The 19,475-nt window shown below is 64.7% G+C and carries 20 protein-coding genes and 1 tRNA gene; 11 read left to right on the top strand and 10 right to left on the bottom strand.

Annotated features, from left to right (window positions below):
• Positions 1-70: 70 nt before the first annotated feature.
• The 3 genes from ACZ522_RS11265 to ACZ522_RS11255 form a co-directional block, all read right to left on the bottom strand.
• A complete protein-coding gene (locus ACZ522_RS11265) occupies positions 71-1,144 on the bottom strand; it encodes an OapC/ArvC family zinc-ribbon domain-containing protein (RefSeq protein WP_379699531.1) in 1,074 nt (357 codons plus the stop codon).
• 138 nt (positions 1,145-1,282) lie between these two features.
• Positions 1,283-1,669 carry a DUF2073 domain-containing protein gene (locus tag ACZ522_RS11260; protein WP_379699533.1) on the bottom strand — a complete coding sequence of 129 codons (387 nt, stop codon included), beginning with the start codon at positions 1,667-1,669 and terminating at the stop codon, positions 1,283-1,285.
• A 5-nt stretch (positions 1,670-1,674) separates the two neighbouring features.
• Complete coding sequence (locus ACZ522_RS11255) at positions 1,675-2,316, bottom strand: Era-like GTP-binding protein (RefSeq protein WP_379699536.1); 642 nt, start codon at positions 2,314-2,316, stop codon at positions 1,675-1,677.
• A 1,776-nt stretch (positions 2,317-4,092) separates the two neighbouring features.
• Between ACZ522_RS11255 and ACZ522_RS11250 the strand changes: the two genes are divergently transcribed.
• Positions 4,093-5,922, top strand: a complete 1,830-nt coding sequence (locus tag ACZ522_RS11250; protein WP_379699539.1) for a Cdc6/Cdc18 family protein — start codon at positions 4,093-4,095, stop codon at positions 5,920-5,922.
• 79 nt (positions 5,923-6,001) lie between these two features.
• On the opposite strand, the gene ACZ522_RS11245 is transcribed toward ACZ522_RS11250, so the two are convergent.
• The gene (locus ACZ522_RS11245) at positions 6,002-6,913 is read right to left on the bottom strand and encodes a S26 family signal peptidase (protein ID WP_379699542.1); all 912 of its coding nucleotides are present in this window, start codon (positions 6,911-6,913) and stop codon (positions 6,002-6,004) included.
• A gap of 123 nt (positions 6,914-7,036) precedes the next feature.
• On the opposite strand from ACZ522_RS11245, the gene ACZ522_RS11240 reads away from it, so the two are divergent.
• Positions 7,037-8,614 (top strand): DNA-directed DNA polymerase II small subunit, encoded by a 1,578-nt coding sequence (locus ACZ522_RS11240; RefSeq protein WP_379699545.1) that lies wholly within the window; start codon positions 7,037-7,039, stop codon positions 8,612-8,614.
• 17 nt (positions 8,615-8,631) lie between these two features.
• Here the strand turns inward: ACZ522_RS11240 and ACZ522_RS11235 are convergent, their stop codons facing one another.
• A complete protein-coding gene (locus ACZ522_RS11235; protein ID WP_379699548.1) occupies positions 8,632-9,072 on the bottom strand; it encodes a hypothetical protein in 441 nt (146 codons plus the stop codon).
• 267 nt (positions 9,073-9,339) lie between these two features.
• Here ACZ522_RS11235 and ACZ522_RS11230 point away from each other — a divergent pair, with 267 nt between their 5' ends.
• The 3 genes from ACZ522_RS11230 (at position 9,340) to ACZ522_RS11220 (ending at position 11,654) form a co-directional block, all read left to right on the top strand.
• Positions 9,340-10,518, top strand: a complete 1,179-nt coding sequence (locus ACZ522_RS11230) for an aspartate kinase (protein WP_379699550.1) — start codon at positions 9,340-9,342, stop codon at positions 10,516-10,518.
• 66 nt (positions 10,519-10,584) lie between these two features.
• The gene (locus ACZ522_RS11225; RefSeq protein ID WP_379699553.1) at positions 10,585-11,220 is read left to right on the top strand and encodes a DUF7979 domain-containing protein; all 636 of its coding nucleotides are present in this window, start codon (positions 10,585-10,587) and stop codon (positions 11,218-11,220) included.
• Positions 11,221-11,360: 140 nt separating this feature from the next.
• On the top strand, positions 11,361-11,654 hold the full coding sequence (locus ACZ522_RS11220; protein ID WP_464391812.1) for a hypothetical protein: 294 nt from the start codon (positions 11,361-11,363) through the stop codon (positions 11,652-11,654).
• 9 nt (positions 11,655-11,663) lie between these two features.
• Here ACZ522_RS11220 and ACZ522_RS11215 read toward each other — a convergent pair whose 3' ends face one another.
• Both ACZ522_RS11215 and ACZ522_RS11210 read right to left on the bottom strand, forming a co-directional pair.
• Complete coding sequence (locus ACZ522_RS11215; protein WP_379699558.1) at positions 11,664-12,323, bottom strand: metallophosphoesterase family protein; 660 nt, start codon at positions 12,321-12,323, stop codon at positions 11,664-11,666.
• Positions 12,324-12,381: 58 nt separating this feature from the next.
• Positions 12,382-12,969 carry an IMP cyclohydrolase gene (locus tag ACZ522_RS11210; protein WP_379699560.1) on the bottom strand — a complete coding sequence of 196 codons (588 nt, stop codon included), beginning with the start codon at positions 12,967-12,969 and terminating at the stop codon, positions 12,382-12,384.
• 133 nt (positions 12,970-13,102) lie between these two features.
• Between ACZ522_RS11210 and ACZ522_RS11205 the strand changes: the two genes are divergently transcribed.
• Positions 13,103-13,175, top strand: a tRNA-Gln gene (locus tag ACZ522_RS11205).
• A gap of 269 nt (positions 13,176-13,444) precedes the next feature.
• On the opposite strand, the gene ACZ522_RS11200 is transcribed toward ACZ522_RS11205, so the two are convergent.
• Entirely contained in the window at positions 13,445-13,771 is a 327-nt protein-coding gene (locus ACZ522_RS11200; protein ID WP_379699561.1) for a DUF7344 domain-containing protein, read from the bottom strand.
• Positions 13,772-14,263: 492 nt separating this feature from the next.
• Here ACZ522_RS11200 and ACZ522_RS11195 point away from each other — a divergent pair, with 492 nt between their 5' ends.
• Positions 14,264-14,656 carry a DoxX family protein gene (locus tag ACZ522_RS11195; protein WP_379699564.1) on the top strand — a complete coding sequence of 131 codons (393 nt, stop codon included), beginning with the start codon at positions 14,264-14,266 and terminating at the stop codon, positions 14,654-14,656.
• A 148-nt stretch (positions 14,657-14,804) separates the two neighbouring features.
• On the opposite strand, the gene sod is transcribed toward ACZ522_RS11195, so the two are convergent.
• Positions 14,805-15,404, bottom strand: a complete 600-nt coding sequence (gene sod / locus ACZ522_RS11190; RefSeq protein ID WP_379699567.1) for a superoxide dismutase — start codon at positions 15,402-15,404, stop codon at positions 14,805-14,807.
• Positions 15,405-15,605: 201 nt separating this feature from the next.
• Between sod and ACZ522_RS11185 the strand changes: the two genes are divergently transcribed.
• From ACZ522_RS11185 to ACZ522_RS11170, 4 genes are all read left to right on the top strand, one after another.
• Positions 15,606-16,355 carry a pirin family protein gene (locus tag ACZ522_RS11185; protein ID WP_379699569.1) on the top strand — a complete coding sequence of 250 codons (750 nt, stop codon included), beginning with the start codon at positions 15,606-15,608 and terminating at the stop codon, positions 16,353-16,355.
• A gap of 40 nt (positions 16,356-16,395) precedes the next feature.
• Positions 16,396-16,836: a DUF8048 family protein gene (locus ACZ522_RS11180; protein WP_379699572.1), complete on the top strand. Its 441-nt coding sequence runs from the start codon at positions 16,396-16,398 to the stop codon at positions 16,834-16,836.
• A gap of 113 nt (positions 16,837-16,949) precedes the next feature.
• A complete protein-coding gene (locus tag ACZ522_RS11175) occupies positions 16,950-18,017 on the top strand; it encodes a DUF7972 family membrane protein (protein ID WP_464391811.1) in 1,068 nt (355 codons plus the stop codon).
• A 65-nt stretch (positions 18,018-18,082) separates the two neighbouring features.
• Positions 18,083-18,271, top strand: a complete 189-nt coding sequence (locus tag ACZ522_RS11170) for a hypothetical protein (RefSeq protein ID WP_379699576.1) — start codon at positions 18,083-18,085, stop codon at positions 18,269-18,271.
• Positions 18,272-18,295: 24 nt separating this feature from the next.
• Here the strand turns inward: ACZ522_RS11170 and ACZ522_RS11165 are convergent, their stop codons facing one another.
• On the bottom strand, positions 18,296-19,333 hold the full coding sequence (locus ACZ522_RS11165; protein WP_379699579.1) for a DUF7972 family membrane protein: 1,038 nt from the start codon (positions 19,331-19,333) through the stop codon (positions 18,296-18,298).
• Positions 19,334-19,475: the final 142 nt, after the last annotated feature.

Genomic DNA, 19,475 nt, shown 5'->3' with positions numbered 1-19,475 from the left:
TAGAGAGAAGTGAGAGCGGATCGGCGAGAGAGAGCGAGTCGGCGAGAAGAGGGAGCGACCGGCCGCCGGTTCACTCGTCGGGTTCGCCGTCCCACGAGTCGGGGACTTCGATGACGTAGCGTCCGTCCTCGCGGAGCGAGATGATGTACTCGGTGCGGTCGTACAGTTCCATCAGGTTCAGTTCGTACTCGCCGGGCGCGACGATTTTGATGCTCTCGAACTGGCTGTTCAGTTCCTCCCGCAGTTCGTCGAGTTCCGGTCGCTCGTCGCTCTGCGGTTCGATGACGGTGCCGTCGGCGTCGGTCGGCGGCCCGTCCGCCTCCTCGACCGCCGCGCGGTCGGCCGCCGCGGCTATCTCGTCCGGGGAGACGACCGCGCTTCTGGCACTCGCCTGCGCGGAGTCCTCCCGGTCCGATTCGGGTTCGCCGCGCGCGGGCGCGTCCTCCGGCGTCTTCGGACGCCCCTGCTCCTGCGCCTGCGGACTCCGTTCGGCGGGGGTCCGCGGCGAATCGCCCGCCTCGGGCGACTCGGACTCGGACTTGGCGCTCGAAGCCGAGGCGGAGGCCGAAGCCGACTCCTCTTCCTGCGATGGATCGGTGCCGCGGGAGTTCACCCAGTCGCGGACCGACTTCCCCGCGCGGTTCGCGCGGCCCGAGAGGCCGCCTCCGCCCTCCGCCGCGTCGGGCGAGGCGTCGCGGGTCGCTTCGTCCGGCGCGTTCGACGCCGGTCGGTCGTCGTCCTCGACGTCGGCGGCGCGTTCGGCGGTGCGCGCCCACGTCGGAGACTTCGCGTCCTCGGACTGCGTCCGACGACCCGCCGACGTCTCCGAGGCGGAGCCGCCGGTTTCGGGTCCGGCCGACTGCGAATCGGTCGAAGCGGTGTCGCTTCGGCGAGTCGAGTCGGCGTCGGACTGCGCCCGGTCGGCCGCCGGACTTCGTTCGGCGTCGGTCGGTGTCGAGGTGGAACTCGGGGAGGAACGGTCCGTCCCCTCGGTTCGCGTCGAGGACGCCGCACCGTCGGTGGACCCCGCGCTGCCGGACGGACGGAACTGGAACTTGTTCCCGCCGCAGTTGGGGCACCCCGAGAGCATCTCCTTTGAGCCGTCGGGGAACACCTTACCGCAGTTCGTACATTGGTGGGGCATCTGTGTGGTCGGTGAGTGTGTGTGAGTGGTGTGCCGGTCTCTCGCTCCGCGTTCGCGCGCGCGACGGGCGTCCGTCGGTCGCCCGGTTCGAGTCGTCTCGAACGCGGGGGCGCGTGTCGCGTGCGTGCGCGCGTTCGGTCAGCGTCGGGAGACGAGCGCGCTGATGAGGTTCTCGTCTTTGTGAAGCGTCTCTATCTGGTTCGCCGGTCCGATGACGGTGAGCTTCTTCGTCTCTTCGGACCCCATCAGCCGGCCGAGGAACCCTTGGCTCCCCGCCTTCGACTGCGGATACGTCTCTATCTCGATACCGTTGAACTCGTCGGGGCTGATCTCCCTCATCGTCACCTCGATGAGTTTCGACTCCTCGTCCGGCGACAGTCCCTCTTCGAGGATGACGATGTTGCCGTCGCGGACGCCGTCGAGGATGAGCCTGATCTTCTCCATGCTGGTCAGGTCCTCCATGCGGGCGCCGCTTATGAGGTCGATTTGAACTCCGTCCGTGTTGCCGGGTGTGACTTCAGGCATGATACTCACCCGAAGTACTCCGCTATCTTGTCGTACACTTCGTCCATATTGTTTCCTTCCAGCGCCGAGAGCGGAACGGTCTCATGTTGTGGGAACGCGTTCGCGATGCGCTGGACGTTCGAGTCGTCGAGGTCGGTCTTGTTCGCGAAGATGAGCACCGGCAGGTCCTGACTCTCGATGATCCCGATGAGCATCGTGTTCACTTGCGTGAACGGGTCTTCCGTGCTGTCGAGGACGTAGACGACGCCGTCGACGTCTTCGCGCAGCCAGTGCATCGCCTCGGCGACACCCTCTGTCGCCTCTCGGGAGCGACGCACGGCGTCGTCCTTCTCCATGTCGTGGTCGAGGAACTCCTTGTAGTCCACCTTCGTGGTGACGCCCGGAGTGTCGACGATGTCGATTGTGACTTTCTTGCCGTTACGCTCGATTTCCACGTTCTCCTTCCGGCGCGCGCGGCGCGTCTCGTGAGGGATGTGGCTCTCGGGCCCGATGGCATCACCGGTCCAGTCGCGTGCAATACGGTTCGCAAGGGTCGTTTTTCCGGCGTTCGGCGGTCCGTAAATGCCGATCCGTCTCGGCTCTGCGTCCGAGAACATCCGGTCGACGACCCGTGAGATACTGTCTCTTAAATCTGTGAGCAGACCCATCCTAGCCTCCCGCACCTCCCGACTCCGTCGTGGAGGGGCGTATGGAGGTACCACATTTCCGGGCCCACTTAAACACTACGTCAGACGACAGTCATTTTCACACCTCATTTATCCGAATTGAAATAGGTTTAACACGCCGTTAGGCCCCCGTACTCAACCGTTCGGCGCGAAGCGGTATCGTTCGCCGTCCGACCGGTCACCCCGTCGCGGCCGCATCGAAGAACGGCGCCCGCGCGAACCGAACTCCTTCGGTACCTTCGGACCCGCAGGGAACTTCCGAACCATCCGAGCACCTCCCGACGCCCCGGTTTCGGGTGGAGAGTAGTCGGGGGCGTTTCTCCGGAGACGCGCCGACACGTTCCTCGGCGGCGGAACGACTCTCTCGGCCGAAGGACGAGACTAACTGACACCTAAATCGGGATAGTCACCGCGCGCGTGAGTGAGGTCAGCGACGGACGGTCGGATCGACCGGCGGTCTCCTGTCTCGAATCCGCTACCGTCTCCTCGCGTTCCCCCTTCGTTTCCATTCGAACTATCGCGTGTTCTCCCGTACGCGGGCCGCGGGAGACGAAGCAGCGACGAGGACGGACGAATGCGAGAGACAGGGGAGGTACGAAAAACGGACGAGAAGTACGAAAGACGGAGTACGAGAGACGTGAGTGCGGGAAGGAAGCGTTGTGGGTCGAGAACAGAGACGCCGAGGGCGGCGGAGACGCAGAGGACGGAAGGACAGACAGGGTGAGGGTGAGTAAGACGGAGGCAGGACACGAAAGGCGAGACGGGTCGGACCGAGAGACGGGGAACGCGGACGAGGCGGAGGGCGAATTCGGGACGGACGGCGGAACACCCCCACCCCTTCGTTTCGGGTGGAAACCCTCCCGAGGGTGGGGGTGGGTTGCCGAGTCAGCGGCTAGCCTAGTTAATACAACCAACACCCAACTCAATATAATGTCTCTTACTGTTCTACGGATATGGTTGCATCCCCACCGTGATAAAACTACCCGGTTCGAAAGACGGCTTTGCACCCCACCCACCCTTTCGGCGGTTCCACCCGAAACGAAGGGGTGTGGGGGTGCTCCCCTCCGTTTCGTGTCGAACCCGATCCGCACCCTCGACGGAGCGCGCCAATAGAGAACACCCTACACAGTCCGCGACGAAACCGCGAATTCGAGGCCGAAAACGGCCGGTAAGCGCTTTCGGCTTCGAGTCGAACGCCGGCGATTTCCAGTCGAAACGAAGGGGGTTCGGCGTGCGAACGCGCCGTTCGAATCCGTCCGCGTTCCGAACTCGACTGTCGCCGCCACCTCCGCGAGTGGAAACGGAGGTGGGGACGAGACCGACGAGGCGGCGCAGAGTCGAAACGATGCCCTCGGACGAGAAAGAGTCGCGCGGGGAACGACAGACGTGAGGAGGAGACGGCGAGGCACCGCCGGCATCCGCGGCGGTTCGACCGCACTCGAAGCAACGAGCGGACTCAGGGGGTCGATCGGTTTCCGACTCTCTCCGTTCTCACCGGGAGTCGCGGCACTCACCACGATACACCCGAAAATTCCCTTCGGGCGAACAGTCGAACGACGGTACCGGTGCGCGTCTCGTACGGTTCAACGTTGATGCCGATAGACAATTTTTTGTACCACCTGTTCGTCTGGTTCGTCTGCATCATCTGGACGTGCCGTCTTCGGTGCGACGGCGGAGTATCGGTGTCCTACACCGTCTTCCGCCGACTGTGCGCCGTCTGCGGCCCGTTTTCCACTCGAAATCGGGGGGTATGCACCTATGGACGAAGACACTCCGCGCGACGGGGACGCAGACGAGGACGGTACAGAGCGCGGCGGACAGGAACCACCGCATAGTGACGCACGGAACAACGATACACCGGATAGCGACGCATCGGACGACGAACAGCGCAGCGACGCAGCGAACGCCGACGACCGGAACGACGACGACCGGAACGACGACGAGACGGTCGAACGGACCGACGACGCCGACGCGCGCCGCGCGTCGGCCTCCCGGACGCAGTCCGACGCGGCCGAACGGCGGTCCGACGACCGCCGGCCGGAGTCCGGAGACGGCCCCGCCGCGACCGAAGACGACCCGGTCACGGCCGAGGACATCGACATTCGAGAGAGCATCGGCCCCTCCGCGGCGTCCGACGGAACGGACGGGGAGGCGCCGGACGTGAGCCTCGACGAAGTCGTCCTCGACGACGACGACGACGGCGACAGTCGCGGCCTGTTCGACGACTTGCTGTCGGGCGAACCCATCTTCGAGAACAAGGAGGTTCTCCGCCCGTCGTACACGCCGCACGAACTCCCCCACCGGACCGAGCAGATAAACCAGATGGCGACGATTCTCGTCTCCGCCCTCCGGGGCGAGACGCCGTCGAACATCCTCATTTACGGGAAGACGGGGACCGGGAAGACGGCGAGCGCGAAGTTCGTCAGCCAGGAACTGGAGTCGACCTCCCAGAAGTACGACGTCCCCTGCGAGGTGGAGTACATCAACTGCGAGGTGACCGACACGCAGTATCGGGTCCTCGCGCAGCTCGCCAACAAGTTCATCGAGAAGAACGAGGCGTACATCGAACGCGAACTCGACCGCCTGCGCGACTTGCGCGCCCGCGCCGCGGAGTCGGTGAACGAACTGACCGACACCGAGTTCGACTCCGTCGCCGCCGTCGAACAGCGGATTTCGCGGCTCGAAGAGGACTTAGAGGAGATGGAGGCCGTCCCGATGACCGGGTGGCCGACCGACCGCGTGTACACGACGTTCTTCGACGCGGTGGACTACAACGAACGCGTCGTCGTCATCATGCTCGACGAGATAGACAAACTCGTCGAGAAATCGGGCGACGACACCCTCTACAACCTCTCGCGGATGAACTCCGAACTCGACAACTCCCGCATCTCCATCATGGGAATCTCGAACGACCTGAAGTTCACCGACTTCCTCGACCCCCGGGTCAAATCCTCCCTCGGCGAGGAGGAGATCGTGTTCCCGCCGTACGACGCGAACCAACTCCGCGACATCCTCCAACACCGCTCGGACGTAGCGTTCAAAGACGGCGCACTCACCGACGACGTCATCCCCCTCTGTGCCGCCTTCGCCGCGCAGGAACACGGCGACGCGCGACGCGCACTCGACCTCCTGCGGACCGCGGGCGAACTGGCGGAACGCGGGCAGTCCGACACCGTCGAGGAGGCCCACGTCCGGCAGGCCCAAGACAAGATAGAACTCGACCGCGTGGTCGAAGTCGTCCGGACCCTCCCCACCCAGTCGAAGATCGTCCTCTTTGCGACCATCCTCTTGGAGAAGAACGGCGTCCGCAACATCAACACCGGCGAGGTGTTCAACATCTACAAGCGCCTCTGCGAGGAGATAGACGCCGACGTCCTCACCCAACGGCGCGTGACCGACCTCATCTCGGAACTCGACATGCTCGGCATCGTCAACGCCGTCGTCGTCTCGAAGGGGCGCTACGGCCGCACGAAGGAGATTTCGCTGTCGGTTCCCATCGACGAGACCGAGGCGGTCCTCCTCTCGGACTCCCGACTCGGCGACATCGAGAACGCGCAACCGTTCGTCCAGGCCCGCTTCGACAACTGACCGTCCGTTTCACTGACCTGCTGTCCGACTGACCGTCGGTTCGACTCGAACCGACGCGCCACCGACTGCGAGTCGAAAACTACGCGCCCGCCGACCACGGGTCGAACGCCGTCGTCGCCGCCGCGTCAGCTCTCTCCGCGAGTATTCTCGGTTCGAGCGCCCCCTTCTCGACCGTTCTCGGTTCGGCTACTCTCTCTCGCGTGGACTCGAAGCGAAGGGGTTCGGAGTCAGCCGCCGCCGAATCTGTCACCGACGCAGAGTCCGCCATCGACGCCGAGGTGTCGACGGGCGTCGAGAGGAACAGTCCCGCGAGCTTCAGTCGAATGTAGCCGAGGTACGGGACGCGGATGTGGGCGACGCCCTCTATCCACCCCTTCTTGACGGGTTCGGCGATACCGCTCGCTTGGTCGTACCGCGAGTTGGCGTCGCCCTTCGTGATGAACCCCGCGTGCGGCGCAGGACAGTTCGACAGTTCCGCGCAGTTGTCGGCGCTCACGTACTGCGGGTTCGCCTCACTGTACCAGTTTTCGCCCTCCTCGACCCAGAAGTGGGCGCGGTGGATTATCGGCGACCCGAACCGAGTGGGCGGGTCGTAGACGACGACGGACCCGTTCCCGCCGAGCGTCCGATACCCTCTCTCCTCGCCGACCTCCACCGGTACGACGCCGGTCTGCTCGAAGGCGTACTCCGGGCTGAACCGGTCGGGGTCGCTGATGAAGACGAGGTCACCGCGTTCCATGTGCGGTTCCATGCTCCCGCTCTCGATGGCGACCATCGGCGGCCAGACGCCGCTGACGAGGTAGAGCAACAGTCCGATCGCGACGACGATGGAGAGGCTGACCGCCGCCTCGCGGGCGAAGGCGAGCGCTCCCGTCTCCGCCGTCCGGACACGAGTGAAGAAGTCGTCTGCGTCCCCCGCCTCCCGTCTCGCCTCGGGTGAGAGGGGCGGGGCGTCGGCGTCGCCGCCCGACTCCTCCTCGTCGTGAGTCATCGCTCACGGCTTCGCCGTCGCCGGGTTTCAACTTTCTGGGTAGGCGTCGGACGCCTCTGCGCATCGCAGACGTTCGGTTCGGCGTTTCAATACGCTTTTCTTGTACCTCCGCATTCGACCGGTGTGCCTCTGGAGACGCCGTCGCGCATCGTTCAGGAACTCGCTCGTCACGGGTACAACGCCGAGAGGGAAGCCGTGACGCTCATCGCCGGTGCCGCCGACCCGGCGACTGCGCTGGCGCGCGCGGTGGAAGAGGCGGGCGACGACGCGTTCCGCGTCACCGCCGCCGACGTTCGGACAGTTCTCGATACGGACAAGAACGCGGCGGACGCGCAGACGACGCCCTCGCCGACGGCGTCTCCGACCGACGATTCAACCCCCACCCCCGACCCCTCTGTTTCGACTGCAGAATCGGGCGGTGTGGCAGCGTCGAGCGCGATAGAGACTCCAGACGAAACGACGGGCGAGCGGCGAGAGCGGGACGCGAACCGGTCGCCGAACCCCGTCGACATCGCGGGCGACATCACCGGACAGAGCACCGGAACCGGCGAGTACGCCGACTTCGTGAAGGTGTTCAAGGACCGCTACGAGCGACTCTCCTCGCACCTCCGCGGGCGGGTGAACCACCGCCCCGCCGAGGCGATTCAGCGGATGTCCGGCGGGAGCGACGCCGCCATGATCGGACTCGTCAACGACATCCGTTCGACCGCCAGCGGACACTGGCTGGTCGAACTGGAGGACACGACGGGGACGTTCCCCTGTCTGGTGATGAAGGACCGCAACTTCGCGTCGCAGGTGGACGAACTCCTCATGGACGAGTGCATCGCCGTCGAGGGGACGCTCGCGGACGACTCCGGCATCATGTTCGTCGATTCGATGTACTTCCCGGACGTGCCGCGGACGCACTCGCCGAACACGGCGGACCGCCACGTGCAGGCGGCGCTCATCTCAGACGTCCACGTCGGCAGTCAGGAGTTCATGGCCGACGCGTGGAACCGCTTCACCGACTGGCTCCACACCGAGGAGGCCGAACGCGTCGAGTACCTCCTCATCGCCGGCGACATGGTGGAGGGCGTCGGCGTCTACCCGAATCAGGACGAGGAACTCGACATCATCGACATCTACGACCAGTACGAACGCTTCTCGGAGTACCTCAAGCAGGTGCCCGGCGACGTCGAGATCGTGATGATTCCGGGGAACCACGACGCCGTCCGCCTCGCGGAACCCCAACCCGGATTCGACGAGACGCTCAGAGATATCATGGACGTCCACGACGCCCGCATCTCGGGTAACCCCTCTCTCGTCACCGTCGAGGGCGTGAAGGTGCTGATGTACCACGGCGTCTCCCTCGACGAGGTGATCGCCGAACTCCCCGAGGAGAAGGCCAGTTACGACGAACCGCACAAGGCGATGTACCAACTGCTGAAGAAGCGCCACGTCGCCCCGCAGTACGGCGGTCACCTCCGACTCGCGCCCGAGGAGAAGGACTACCTCGTCATCGACGACGTGCCGGACGTCTTCCACACCGGCCACGTCCACAAACTCGGCTGGGGGAAGTACCACAACGTCCTCGCGGTCAACTCCGGATGTTGGCAGTCCCAGACCGACTTCCAGAAGTCCGTCAACATCGACCCCGACGCGGGGTACGCGCCCATCGTGGACCTCGATACGCTCGATATGACCGTCAGAAAGTTCGCCTGAACGCCGGCCGAACCCCTTCAGTTCGGGTCGAGACTGTACCGGACCGTCGGCCCGCCGTCGAACTGCGGGCCGGGACCCTCGGCGGTGAAGCCGGCGTTTTCGACCGCCTCCCGCACGTCGTCGTCGCTCTCGGAGACGACGAACTCGACGGTCATCCCCTCGCGGGCGGCGAACCGAACCGGTTCCCCGAGGAGTCGTTCGCACGCCTCCACGGACCCGCCGAGTTGGGTGATGTGGACCGTCCGACCGCTCACGTCGAAGGAGACGAACCCGAGGAGCGACGAGTCGCCGGATTCGGTGTCGGTATCGACGTTCGGGTCGCTACCGCCCTGTTTCTGCTCCGCCACGCGGACCGTCCTGTCGTGGACGACGTTTCGCATCACGTCCACCGGCGAGTCCGCGATGGCGGCGAGTTCCGGAGCGTCAGCCTCGACAGCGTCGCGCACGTCCGCGTCCATGGCGGTCGTACAGTTCGCCCCGGCTTAAATACACGTACGTTTCCGAGAAATCGACACTCGCTCTCGGTGAAACGTTTTCGCTCCCGCGGGGATGACAGCCGCCTCCGGTCGCGTTCTCGCCCGCTGGACACTATCGTATCTGCACCTGTCGGCTTCGGCAACGGTTGAACGTGGAGACACAGTTATACGCTATCCCACGTTAGCCCCCGCCATGTTCGAGCACCAGTCTCTACGCTCCTGTCCGGGAACCGAACCGGGGGTACGTCGATGCGAGTAGTCGCGAAGTTCGGCGGAACCTCGCTCGGAAGCGGCGACCGAATCAACCGCGCGGCCGACTCCATCGCCGCCGCGGTGGGGCAGGGCCACGAAATCGCCGTCGTCGCCTCCGCGATGGGGAACACGACGGACGACCTCTTAGACGAGATCCAGTTCGAAGCGGAGGATCGCGACCGGGCCGAAATCGTCTCGATGGGCGAGCGAACCAGCGTCCGCATGCTGAAGGCCGCCCTCTCCTCTCGCGGCGTCGAGGCCCTGTTCGTCGAACCCGGCAGCGACGAGTGGCCCGTCATCACGAACGACCTCGGCGAGGTGGACGTGGAGGCGACCCGACGACGCGCGGCGGAACTGGCCGCCGAGTTGGACGGCGTCGTCCCGGTCATCACGGGCTTCCTCGCGCAGAACCACGAGGGCGAGATAACGACGCTCGGACGCGGCGGGTCGGACACCACCGCCGTGATGCTCGGCAGGTACATGGACGCCGACGAAGTCGTCATCGTCACCGACGTCGAGGGCGTCATGACCGGCGACCCGCGCGTCGTCGAGGGCGCGCGCAACGTCGGGCGCATCACCGTGGACGAACTCCGAAACCTCTCGTTCCGCGGCGCGGAAGTCGTCGCGCCCTCTGCGCTCTCCTACAAGGACGACGAACTCGCGGTCCGGGTCGTCCACTATCAACACGGCGACCTGCTGACCGGCGGCACCCTCATCGAGGGAGAGTTCGAGAACCTCATCGACATGCAGGACGACTCACTCGCCTGCATCACCGTCGCCGGACGGTCGATTCGGAACCGAAAGGGCATCCTCGCGGACCTCTCGGAGTCGCTTCGGGACGCCAACATCAACATCGACGCCGTCGCCTCGGGGATGGATTCGGTGACGTTCTACGTCACCGAGGACCGCGCCGAGGAGGCCGAGAACCTGCTTCACTCGAAGGTCGTCGCCGAGGACACCCTCTCGTCGGTCACCGTCGACGACGACGTGGCCGTCATCCGCGTCACGGGCGGGGAACTCCCGAACAGTCCGGGCGTCATCCTCGACATCGTCCAACCCATCTCGGAGGCCGGCATCAACATCCACGACGTCATCACCTCCGCCACCTCCGTCGCCATCTTCGTCGCGTGGAAGGACCGCGAGCAGACGCTGAAAATCGTCCAAGAGGAGTTCTGAGCGCCCGGCGGCGCGTCTCTTCTCGTTTCGCAGAAAGTACTTACCGCGCGTAGCGACAGGTCCGCCATGGACGACCGGTATCTCTCCGTCGCATCTGCGCTCTTCGCGGTGGTCGTCGCCGCCTCTCTCGTCGGCGCACCCCTCGCGATGGCCGACTGGGGCGAACAGGCGGAGTTCTCCGTCGAACCCGTCCAGCGGTCGGAGAGAGACGACGAGGTGCCCGTTCTCCGCTACGAGGAACTCCCCTTCGACGCGCGGGACGCCGTCCGCCGCGCCGTCGAGTCGCCCGACGGACACCACGTCGTCTACGGGTGGGAGGACGCCCCGGACCGGTTCTTCTACAGCGACTACGCCGCGCCCGGAAACGGGCGGTACGTCGTCGTCTATGAGGGGCGGTACTACCGACTCGAAACGTACGCGGGCGGCGGGTTCCCGTTCGTCTACTGGCTCTACGAACTCCCGTTCGTCGCCTACGGACTGATTCTGGCGTCGGTCGCCGTCCGGACGTACGACGGCGAGCGTTCCCCCCGAACCGCCGCCGTCCTCGCACTCCTCGGCGTCGCCTTCCACCTCCTCGGCCCGGAGTTCGACTTTCCGCTGATACCGCCGGGGGCGTTCGTCGGATTCGGGACGGCGGTCACCGTCGGCCTCGCGGTGAAGTTACTCTGGGACGCAGCGTACACCAACTACCCCATCCCGTGACTTCCGTCGACCGACCTCCCGTGAGGCAGGGAACGCTTACGGTCTCCCCGTAACGAACTCCTTGAGATGCTGCGGAACGGGGCGACACCTCCCGCGCTTCAGACCGCGACGCGAGTGCGCGCGGCAGTTCGCAACCGGCGGTGTGGGCACTCGCGTCCGTGTTCACCCCCGTCGGCATCCCGTACTACCTCTTTCGACGGTTCCGGCGCGGCGGATTCGGCGACCGAGAGCGTCCCCCGACGGGGCGCGATCGACTCCTCGCGGCGTGGGCCGCCGCGAGTCTCGTCGCGTTCGGCGTCGGAAGCGTCGTCTCGCCGCCGGACCCGTTCTCGCAACTGCTCTGCACGCTCGAACGCTCTGTGCGACGCTCCCGCTTTCGTCCCTCCTCGCCTACCGCGGCGGTTACCGGCGCGGCCGAACGGATCGGCCTCTGACCGCTCCGACTACCGCCCGTCGTACAGTCTGAGGCCGATTCGTTCGGGGAGTCCGGCCTCCTCCACCGCCTCGACGACTTCCTCGATGTCGTAGTCCACGCGATGCTCTTCGACGGTCAGGTCGTCTAAATCGACCACCGCGTAGGCGGCGCGGTGGTCGCCGTCGCGCGGTTGGCCGACGCTGCCGGGGTTCATCACGACGCCCTCGTCGAACGTCTCGTGGCCCTGGACGTGGGTGTGCCCGAGGACCAGTACGTCCTCGTCTCCGAGCATCCGGGCGCTGAACTCGTCGGGGTAGGTGTAGCGGTCCGGGTCCTCGGGGTGGCCGTGGACGAGTTTCACCCGTCCGTCGCAGGCGAGGCGTTCGTCGGGCAGGTTCTCCAACCACGCCAACGCGTCGTCGTCCAACCGTTCGCGAGCGTACTCGACGCCCGCGGCGGCCATGGAGTTGAAGCGGAACGCCGTCCCGGAGGCCACCGCCCGGTCGTGGTTGCCCATCACCGTCGGTACGTCGCGTTCGCGCATCGCCTCGACGCACTCCGCCGGCCACGGGTTGTACCCGACAACGTCGCCGGCGTTGACGAGGGCGTCCACGTCGGGCATCTCCGAGAGGACGGCGTCTAGAGCGACCCTGTTCCCGTGAACGTCGGAGATGACGCCGACTCGCATGGCTCCGAGTAGGGTCGCCAGCGGGAAAAATTCGGGTCCGCTCCGCCGCGCGTCGCGATTACTCCTCGTCGCCGTCTGGGCCGTTCTCGACGGCCACCCGCACCTCTCCGTCTCGGTGGGTGACGCCCGCGGCGCAGACGGCGTGGTCGTACTCCATCTCGTAGACGCCGGACGCCGCCGACTCGGCGTCGGACGCCTCGAACTCGACGGGCGCGGGGGCGTCCTCCTCGTAGGTGGCGACCAGCGTCGGTTCGGAGACGGCTTCCACGAGGAGGGCGTCGCGGCGGACGATGCCGACGTAGGACTCTTCGCCCACCACCCCCGCGATTCGCGGCGTGTCGTAGTCGTCCTTCTCGTAGTCGAGGGCGAGAAGCGCCGACGCGAGGGCGTCCCGGGCGGGGTAACCCAAGTCCAGTTTCTCCGCTATCGGGTCCACGTGCGACCCGTTGCCGACGACGACGGCGTCGCCGCCCTCGCGGACGCAGTTGTAGGAGATGTAGGGGTTGTCGCTCTCGGGGGCGTCCGGCGTCGGCGCGACGGTGAGGGTTCCGTCGCGGTCGACGATGCGGCGGTTCGGGAACGAACGGGACGAGACGCGGTAGGCGCCGAAGTCGGGACCGACGACGATGAAACGTCCGACGTACATACACGAGGGTGTACAGGACTCGGGTAAATAGATGGTGGATTATGCACGTTCGGACGCTGTGAGGCGTGTTCGCACGGCAGTCCGAACGCGCAACGCTTACAAACCCCGACGGGGTACGTAGGGGTGCAACCCTAGTCCCATGGGGTAGTGGCCAATCCTGTTGCCTTCTGGGGGCAACGACCCAGGTTCGAATCCTGGTGGGACTACTCAGAATTCCTACGTAATCCAACTACGTAGCGAAGCGGTTGGAGCGTCTCCCTCTGGAGTCGAAATGAGGGGGTGTCCGGTGTGACGGCCAGTCCCTCGCTGAACTGGGAGAGTCTGCTCTGGGAGACGGGGTTTTCTCTACCTCGCTGACGACGCCCCGTACCACTCAGTCGAATTTCTTTCTTCGGAATCAAACTCCGTTCTAATGTGATCTACTGTCGCACCTTCGTATCAGTCGTACGTTGATATATAAACGCTCGAGAGGATCTTAATTCAGAGAAGCCGTTTTAGGTGGCATGACCGCTTGGATGCTGTCAGTCGGAATAACGCGGTGGTCCTCGGACCTGTATTCGAGAAGGCCCGCCGCGTCCAACTTCGGGAGGTGGTGGTGGTGAAGTCTCGTCTTCACTTGTTTGACATCTCGCTCGTCGCCTTCGAGGACCGTGGCGACCTCCTCCGCGAGGGGTGAGAGGTTAACTGAACGGTCTTTCCCGACGAGAATACTTACCACAGTTTGTTGGTACTTCTCGCTAAGGACGGCGAAGTAGTCATCAGATGAATACCCGGAGGGAGTGCCGTCTTGGTTGATTGCCATTCTATCTCTACGACTGTTCTCTATCCATGAAAAGTAAGTACCTAAAGTAGTTGGTTCCGTAGTGATTGTCTGTCATGAAGACGTTTTCCACATTTTCTGAGCGCGAGCTGGTATTTCCTCCGACGAACGGGGTTGACATTTCGCTCAACGGGCGACTCAACGGCGATATCGTCGGCCCACTCTCTATCGAGATGAGCAAAGAACAGCCGAAGCGTTGCGGTAGTCTCGGACACTACCTTCGGAGAGACCGTGTTCGCTCAGCGAAGAGCCGAAACTTGTGATCGTACCTCTGCCACAGGGTGCTTCGATTACGAAGGTTTGGCTAGCAATTCCGGTGGAGCTACTCCGATTCTACCGAGTCCGACCGCGTAGCGGCGTCTGTACACCGCACGTCGGACGGAAACTCCGTCCGCGGGATCGGTATCGACGCAGATACCGGAAAGTCCGTAGGCAAGCCCGGCCGTTATTCCCCTCCCCCCCGTACCTCGTTTCGTGTCCGAAACCGACTCACAGACCGATACCGCACCGTCCCGCCTCGGTCGTCTCCTCTTCGCCAGCGGACTCGCCTCGCTGGCGCTTCGAAACCTATCGAACCTCGAGGGGCGCATCGCGTACGCCGACGCGAAGGGCGTCCCCGAGGCGGACAAACTCGTCCCCGCCGCGAGCGGCCTCCTCCTCGGCGGGAGCATCGGAATCGGTCTCTGGAAGTATCCGAGACTTGCGTCGGCCAGCGTGGCGGCGTTCCTCGCGGGCGTGACGCCCACGATGCACGACTTCTGGGCGGTCGGCGAGGAGAACCGCGGCGAGGAACTCACCTCGTTCCTGCAGAACATGACGCTTCTCGGCGCCGCAATTGCCTTCTTCAGGCGAGCGAGTCGAGACTGACGGCGTCGAAGCGTCGACTTTTCTCCGAAAAACGAGTTCGCGGCGTCAACCGACTGATGGAGGCGAGAGTCCGGTTCGACGGCCTCACTCGCTCGCTATTCCCGCCGCCGAGAGGGGCCTCCGGTAGAGCGATTCTCCCGGTAGGAGATTACTCGAAGAGTTCGACGGCTTGCTCGTAGCGCGCGGAGGGTTCGTCCCAATCGACGACCTCGAAGAAGTTCGAGACGAAGTCGCCGCGGGCCGGCCCGTAATCGTGGTAGTACGAGTGCTCCCAGACGTCCAGCGCCAGAATCGGGTGCGAACCCCACAGCGCGCCCTGGTCGTGTTTGTCCACGACGATGTTGCGCAGTTGGTTCGAGAACGAGTCGTAGACGAGAAGCGCCCAGCCGCCGGCGTTGCCCGCGGCGGCCTCGAACTCGCCCTTCCACGCGTCGTAAGAGCCGAAGTCCTCCTCGATGCGGTCACGGAGTTCGCCCGAGGGTTCGTCGCCGCCCTCCGGCGACATCGAGTTCCAGAACAGGTCGTGGAGGATGTGCCCCGACCCGTTGTGGGTGACGTTGCGAATCGCACCGGGCGACGAGGAGAAGTCGCCGTCCTCGCGGTTCTGTTCGAGGGTCTCCTCGGCGGAGTTCCAGCCGTTGACGTAGCCCTGATGGTGGGTGTCGTGATGCCACGTCAGCACTTGCTCGGAGATGTGCGGTTCGAGCGCGTCGTAGTCGTACGGGAGAGGATCGAGTTCGTAGCTCATGTGCACTCTCGACTATACCTTGTACGAAACATGAAGATTTCCTGAATCGCATTTTGGTAGCCGTTCTGTCTATTCAATTTCCCACAAGCAACGCACAAAACGGCTGTACAGGATGTGATACGACAATACGTGTCGGAAAACAGACCATTCTCGGGTTCCGCTTACTCGACGCTTATCCGTCGGGGACCGCTTCGAGAACGTATGACCGCAGACGAGACGGCGACGGGACGAACCGACCCGGTTTCGGGCGAGACGGTTCGGCACGGGAGCGGTGTGAACTCGACACGCGCGTTCCCGACGAACGCGTACCCGGCGCACCTCGACCCGTTCGTCCTCTTCGAACGCTTCTCCATCGACCCAGACGCGGGGTTCCCGATGCACCTCCACGAGGGGTTCGAGATAGTCTCCTACATGCTGGAGGGCGGGATGGACCACGAGGACTCCCTCGGCGTCGAACACACCGCGTACGCGGGCGACGCGATGCACATCACGGCCGGGGGCGGCGTCCGACACTCCGAGTTCTCCGCGGACGGCGACGCCTGCAACGGCCTCCAACTGTGGGTGAACCTCCCCCGCGCCGAGAAGGACGCCGACCCGGACTACGCCGACGCGACGGCCGACGAACTCCCGACGGCGGAACTCGACGGCGCGACGGTGACCACCGTCGTCGGCGACGGTTCGCCCCTCGAACTCCGCACTCCGACGGAGTACCTCGACGCCCGCGTCGCCGACTCGTGGACGTGGACGGTGCCCGACGGGTGGTCGGGCTTCCTCTACGGCGTCTCCGGCGACGGAACCGCCGACGGGGACGCCTTCGGCGAGGGCGACGTTCTCCCGGTTTCGGACGCCCGAGACGTCGAACTCCGAACCGAGACGACGCTCCGCGTCGTCGCCGTCTCCGGCCGACCGCACGGGGAGCCGATTCGCCTGCGAGGCCTCGTCGTGCGCTGAGGGAATCGCCTCGAAACCGCGAGGTCGCCGTTAGTTCTCTATGGGTGCCCTGCGAAGGGATTCGACAACCGTGACCGACCACCAGCACCCGTTCTCGTCCGACCGGGTCGCCGACGCGGCGGACGAGTACGACGTGGACGAAGCGGAGGTAGCGGAGACGCTCGAACGCATCCAGGAGGCCATCGAACGCACCGACGACACCTACGAGTTCTCCTCACAGCACAACTACGGGTGGCACGACGACGACGCCTACTACCTCTACGGGGACGGCATCTGGACGACGCTCCAGGAGCAACTCTCGCTCTCGGAGGAGAACCGCGCCGCCGCGCGCGCCGTCCACCGCGGGGCGATGGTCGATTCCGCGGCGGAACGCGACAGGCGGGACTCCCTCGAAGAGATGTTCGAAGAGGGGAGCGAACCGCTTGTCGTGGAGAACGACGGGGAGGGGCCGCCCCGGTTCGGACAGGGGTTCTCCGTGTAGCGGACGCTCCCGACCGTTGTCGCTCGAAGCTGGAACCTGCGTTCGTCCCGCCTCGGGCGCTTCTCACCGGGCAGTCACTTTAACTACTGGTTACGAGTAGGACAACTGCCGGAATGAGCGACTCGGATACGATCTCACGGCCGGCCGATACGATGCGGGAACGCGTCGGCGAGACTCGCGTAAAGATCTGGTTCCTCATAAACGCGAACAGGTGGCTCGTCACCGGACTCATACTTCTGGTCGCGTACGTCGTCTTGGTGGCTCTGCACGTTGTCGGGCCGAGTTCGACGCAAAAGCTCCTGGCGACGAACGGGATAAGTTCGCTGTTCGGCTCGATGGTCATCGCCATCGTGACGAGCGTGACCCTCGTCCTGACGATCTCTCAGTTCGTCCTCGCCGAGGAGATCGGCCCCCTCGGACAACAGCGAGAGCGGATGTCGAACGAGACCGACTTCCGCGAGGAGATAGAGGGGACCGCCGACATCGGCGTCAGTCCGGCCGAACCGTCTCGGTTCCTCCGGATGCTCATCGAAATCGCCGACACCCGCGCGCGGAGACTGGGCGACGTGGTCGCGTCGGGCCCCGCCTCCGAACGACTCGAAGAAATCGTAGAGTTCGTGGACGGACTCGAAGACCACAGCCAGAAGATAAGCGACGAACTCGTGGACGCGGAGTTCGGGTCGTTCGAGACGCTCCACCCCGTACTCGACTACAACTACTCGTGGAAGGTATTCGCCGCGCGAACGCTCCGAGACAAGCACTCCGAGTCGCTCTCCGAGGAGGCGGACGAGGCGTTCGAGGACCTGATCGAAGCGCTCCAGTACTTCGGTCCCGCGCGCGAACACTTCAAGACGCTGTACGTCCAGTGGGAGATAATCAACATCTCGCGTGGCGTCCTCTACGGGGCCATGCCGACGCTCGCACTCGCGGGGTACATGATGCTCGAGTTCGACGCGACGCAGGTGACCGGCAGCGTCTTCGGCGTGAGCAACGCGTTCCTCCTCGTCGGAGCCGTCTTCGTCGTCACGCTCGTTCCGTTCGCCGTGCTGTTGGCCTACCTCCTTCGCGTCCTCACCGTGATGAAGCGGACGCTCGCCATCGGACCGTTCATCCTCCGTAAAACCGAGGAGTTAGAGGGCGTTCGCAACGAGGAGTTGACGGAGATTCGCTCCGAGAAGTGACGACGCGGGGCGCGGAACGACCGAACCGTCGATTGCTCTTTGTGCGTTCGGGCTGTCGCGTCCGTATGGCGAATCCACGGTACGAGTACCACTCGGAGCCGGTGTCCATCACCCCGACGGAACTCCGGAACGACCAGCCGAAGATAGACGAGATTCTGAACGGCCTCGCCGGCGAGGGGTGGGTCCTCGACGAGGCGGTCAGAGTCGACAGTTCGTCGCTACTCTTCGTGTTCCGCCGCCCCGTCGAGTCGTGAACGGTTCAGGGGACGCGAGAGGGGTCAGTCCCACTCGATGTCGCTCGACCGCTCGGAACTCCGGAGGATGAACGGTCCGATGGCCAAGGTTCGTTTCGCTATCGTCGCGAGACGGAGGATGTAGGTAGAGAGGAGCATGAACGGGAACGTGCCGATCGCGGCCCCGGCGCTCACGACCCACACGAGGTTGTCGACGCCGAGCGTCGAGTCGGGAACGGAGTTCGGCGAGAGATACAGCGCGAGCGTCCCGGTCACCGCGAGCGCCGAAATCGATGTGTAGATCATCCCCCGAGAGAGGTCGACCAACTCCCACTGGAAGTACAGCGTCTTGATGTGTTCGCGCGCGGGGCCGTAGAACGCGAGAACGTCGGAGAGGTCCCGGAGCGCCTTCGTCTGGTCGTCGGTGAAGTCGTCGCCGAACTTCACCCTGAGGCGGCGCACTTGGTACACCTTGTACGAGTAGTTGTAGTCGAGGGCCGCCTTGACGACGGCGTAGTCCCCGAAAGACTTCCCCGATAGCTCCTCGGAGACCACCTCGGCGTTGTCGATGATGTCGTCTGTCACCTGCCTCGTCTTCTCCACCACCTCGTCGTTCGAGTGGTCGGAGACGGCCTCTCGAAGCCTCTCGGCGTCTTGACGGGTGTTGTCGATGAGCGCTTTCAGGAACGCCTCCGGTTCCGGCGGACTGACCGACCCGAAGGCGTCTTCGACGTCGCCGCGGAAGCCGACCGACCCGCTCATCCGCTCTCGTTGGCTCCCGAGCGACCCGAGTTCCTGCGAGATGACGAGCTGGTTGATGCTGACGACGAGGGTGACGCCGGTGATGAGTGCGCCGACGAACGCCTGAAACAGGTACCGCGACGGCCCCATATTCTGCATGTACGTCCGAAACGGCGGAAAGCTGAGCGCGCCCGCAACGAAGAAGACGAGGAACATCCCGACTGTCAGCGCGCCGGCTAACTTCAGCCGACCGATGTCGAGCAGTACGTAGAGCCGAAACCGGTCCAGCCGACTCCCGACGCGCTGTCGCATCGTATCTCCGGGCCCCGAGTCGTCGCTCATGTGGCCGTGATTCGGAACCCGAGACGGAAAGCGTGGTGGACGGCGGACCGCCCGCCGGATCGGGGAACCGCCCGTCGCCCTCGCATCCGTACTCGAGCCACAACGATAAACACCCGCCGCAAGGGAGTATCGGTGTGAGCAG

The sequence above is a fragment of the Halopelagius fulvigenes genome (assembly GCF_055398025.1).
This window is presented reverse-complemented; position numbering and strand designations above follow the sequence as displayed.

Coding starts and splice junctions, on each gene's coding strand:
- ACZ522_RS11170 (WP_379699576.1), top strand. CDS start 18,083: ATGGCGAATCCACGGTACGAGTACCACTCGGAGCCGGTGTCCATCACC.
- ACZ522_RS11185 (WP_379699569.1), top strand. CDS start 15,606: ATGACCGCAGACGAGACGGCGACGGGACGAACCGACCCGGTTTCGGGC.
- ACZ522_RS11175 (WP_464391811.1), top strand. CDS start 16,950: ATGAGCGACTCGGATACGATCTCACGGCCGGCCGATACGATGCGGGAA.
- ACZ522_RS11265 (WP_379699531.1), bottom strand. CDS start 1,144: ATGCCCCACCAATGTACGAACTGCGGTAAGGTGTTCCCCGACGGCTCA.
- ACZ522_RS11210 (WP_379699560.1), bottom strand. CDS start 12,969: ATGTACGTCGGACGTTTCATCGTCGTCGGTCCCGACTTCGGCGCCTAC.
- sod (WP_379699567.1), bottom strand. CDS start 15,404: ATGAGCTACGAACTCGATCCTCTCCCGTACGACTACGACGCGCTCGAA.
- ACZ522_RS11225 (WP_379699553.1), top strand. CDS start 10,585: ATGGACGACCGGTATCTCTCCGTCGCATCTGCGCTCTTCGCGGTGGTC.
- ACZ522_RS11215 (WP_379699558.1), bottom strand. CDS start 12,323: ATGCGAGTCGGCGTCATCTCCGACGTTCACGGGAACAGGGTCGCTCTA.
- ACZ522_RS11245 (WP_379699542.1), bottom strand. CDS start 6,913: ATGACTCACGACGAGGAGGAGTCGGGCGGCGACGCCGACGCCCCGCCC.
- ACZ522_RS11165 (WP_379699579.1), bottom strand. CDS start 19,333: ATGAGCGACGACTCGGGGCCCGGAGATACGATGCGACAGCGCGTCGGG.
- ACZ522_RS11250 (WP_379699539.1), top strand. CDS start 4,093: ATGGACGAAGACACTCCGCGCGACGGGGACGCAGACGAGGACGGTACA.
- ACZ522_RS11200 (WP_379699561.1), bottom strand. CDS start 13,771: ATGGCAATCAACCAAGACGGCACTCCCTCCGGGTATTCATCTGATGAC.
- ACZ522_RS11255 (WP_379699536.1), bottom strand. CDS start 2,316: ATGGGTCTGCTCACAGATTTAAGAGACAGTATCTCACGGGTCGTCGAC.
- ACZ522_RS11260 (WP_379699533.1), bottom strand. CDS start 1,669: ATGCCTGAAGTCACACCCGGCAACACGGACGGAGTTCAAATCGACCTC.
- ACZ522_RS11180 (WP_379699572.1), top strand. CDS start 16,396: ATGGGTGCCCTGCGAAGGGATTCGACAACCGTGACCGACCACCAGCAC.
- ACZ522_RS11235 (WP_379699548.1), bottom strand. CDS start 9,072: ATGGACGCGGACGTGCGCGACGCTGTCGAGGCTGACGCTCCGGAACTC.
- ACZ522_RS11230 (WP_379699550.1), top strand. CDS start 9,340: ATGCGAGTAGTCGCGAAGTTCGGCGGAACCTCGCTCGGAAGCGGCGAC.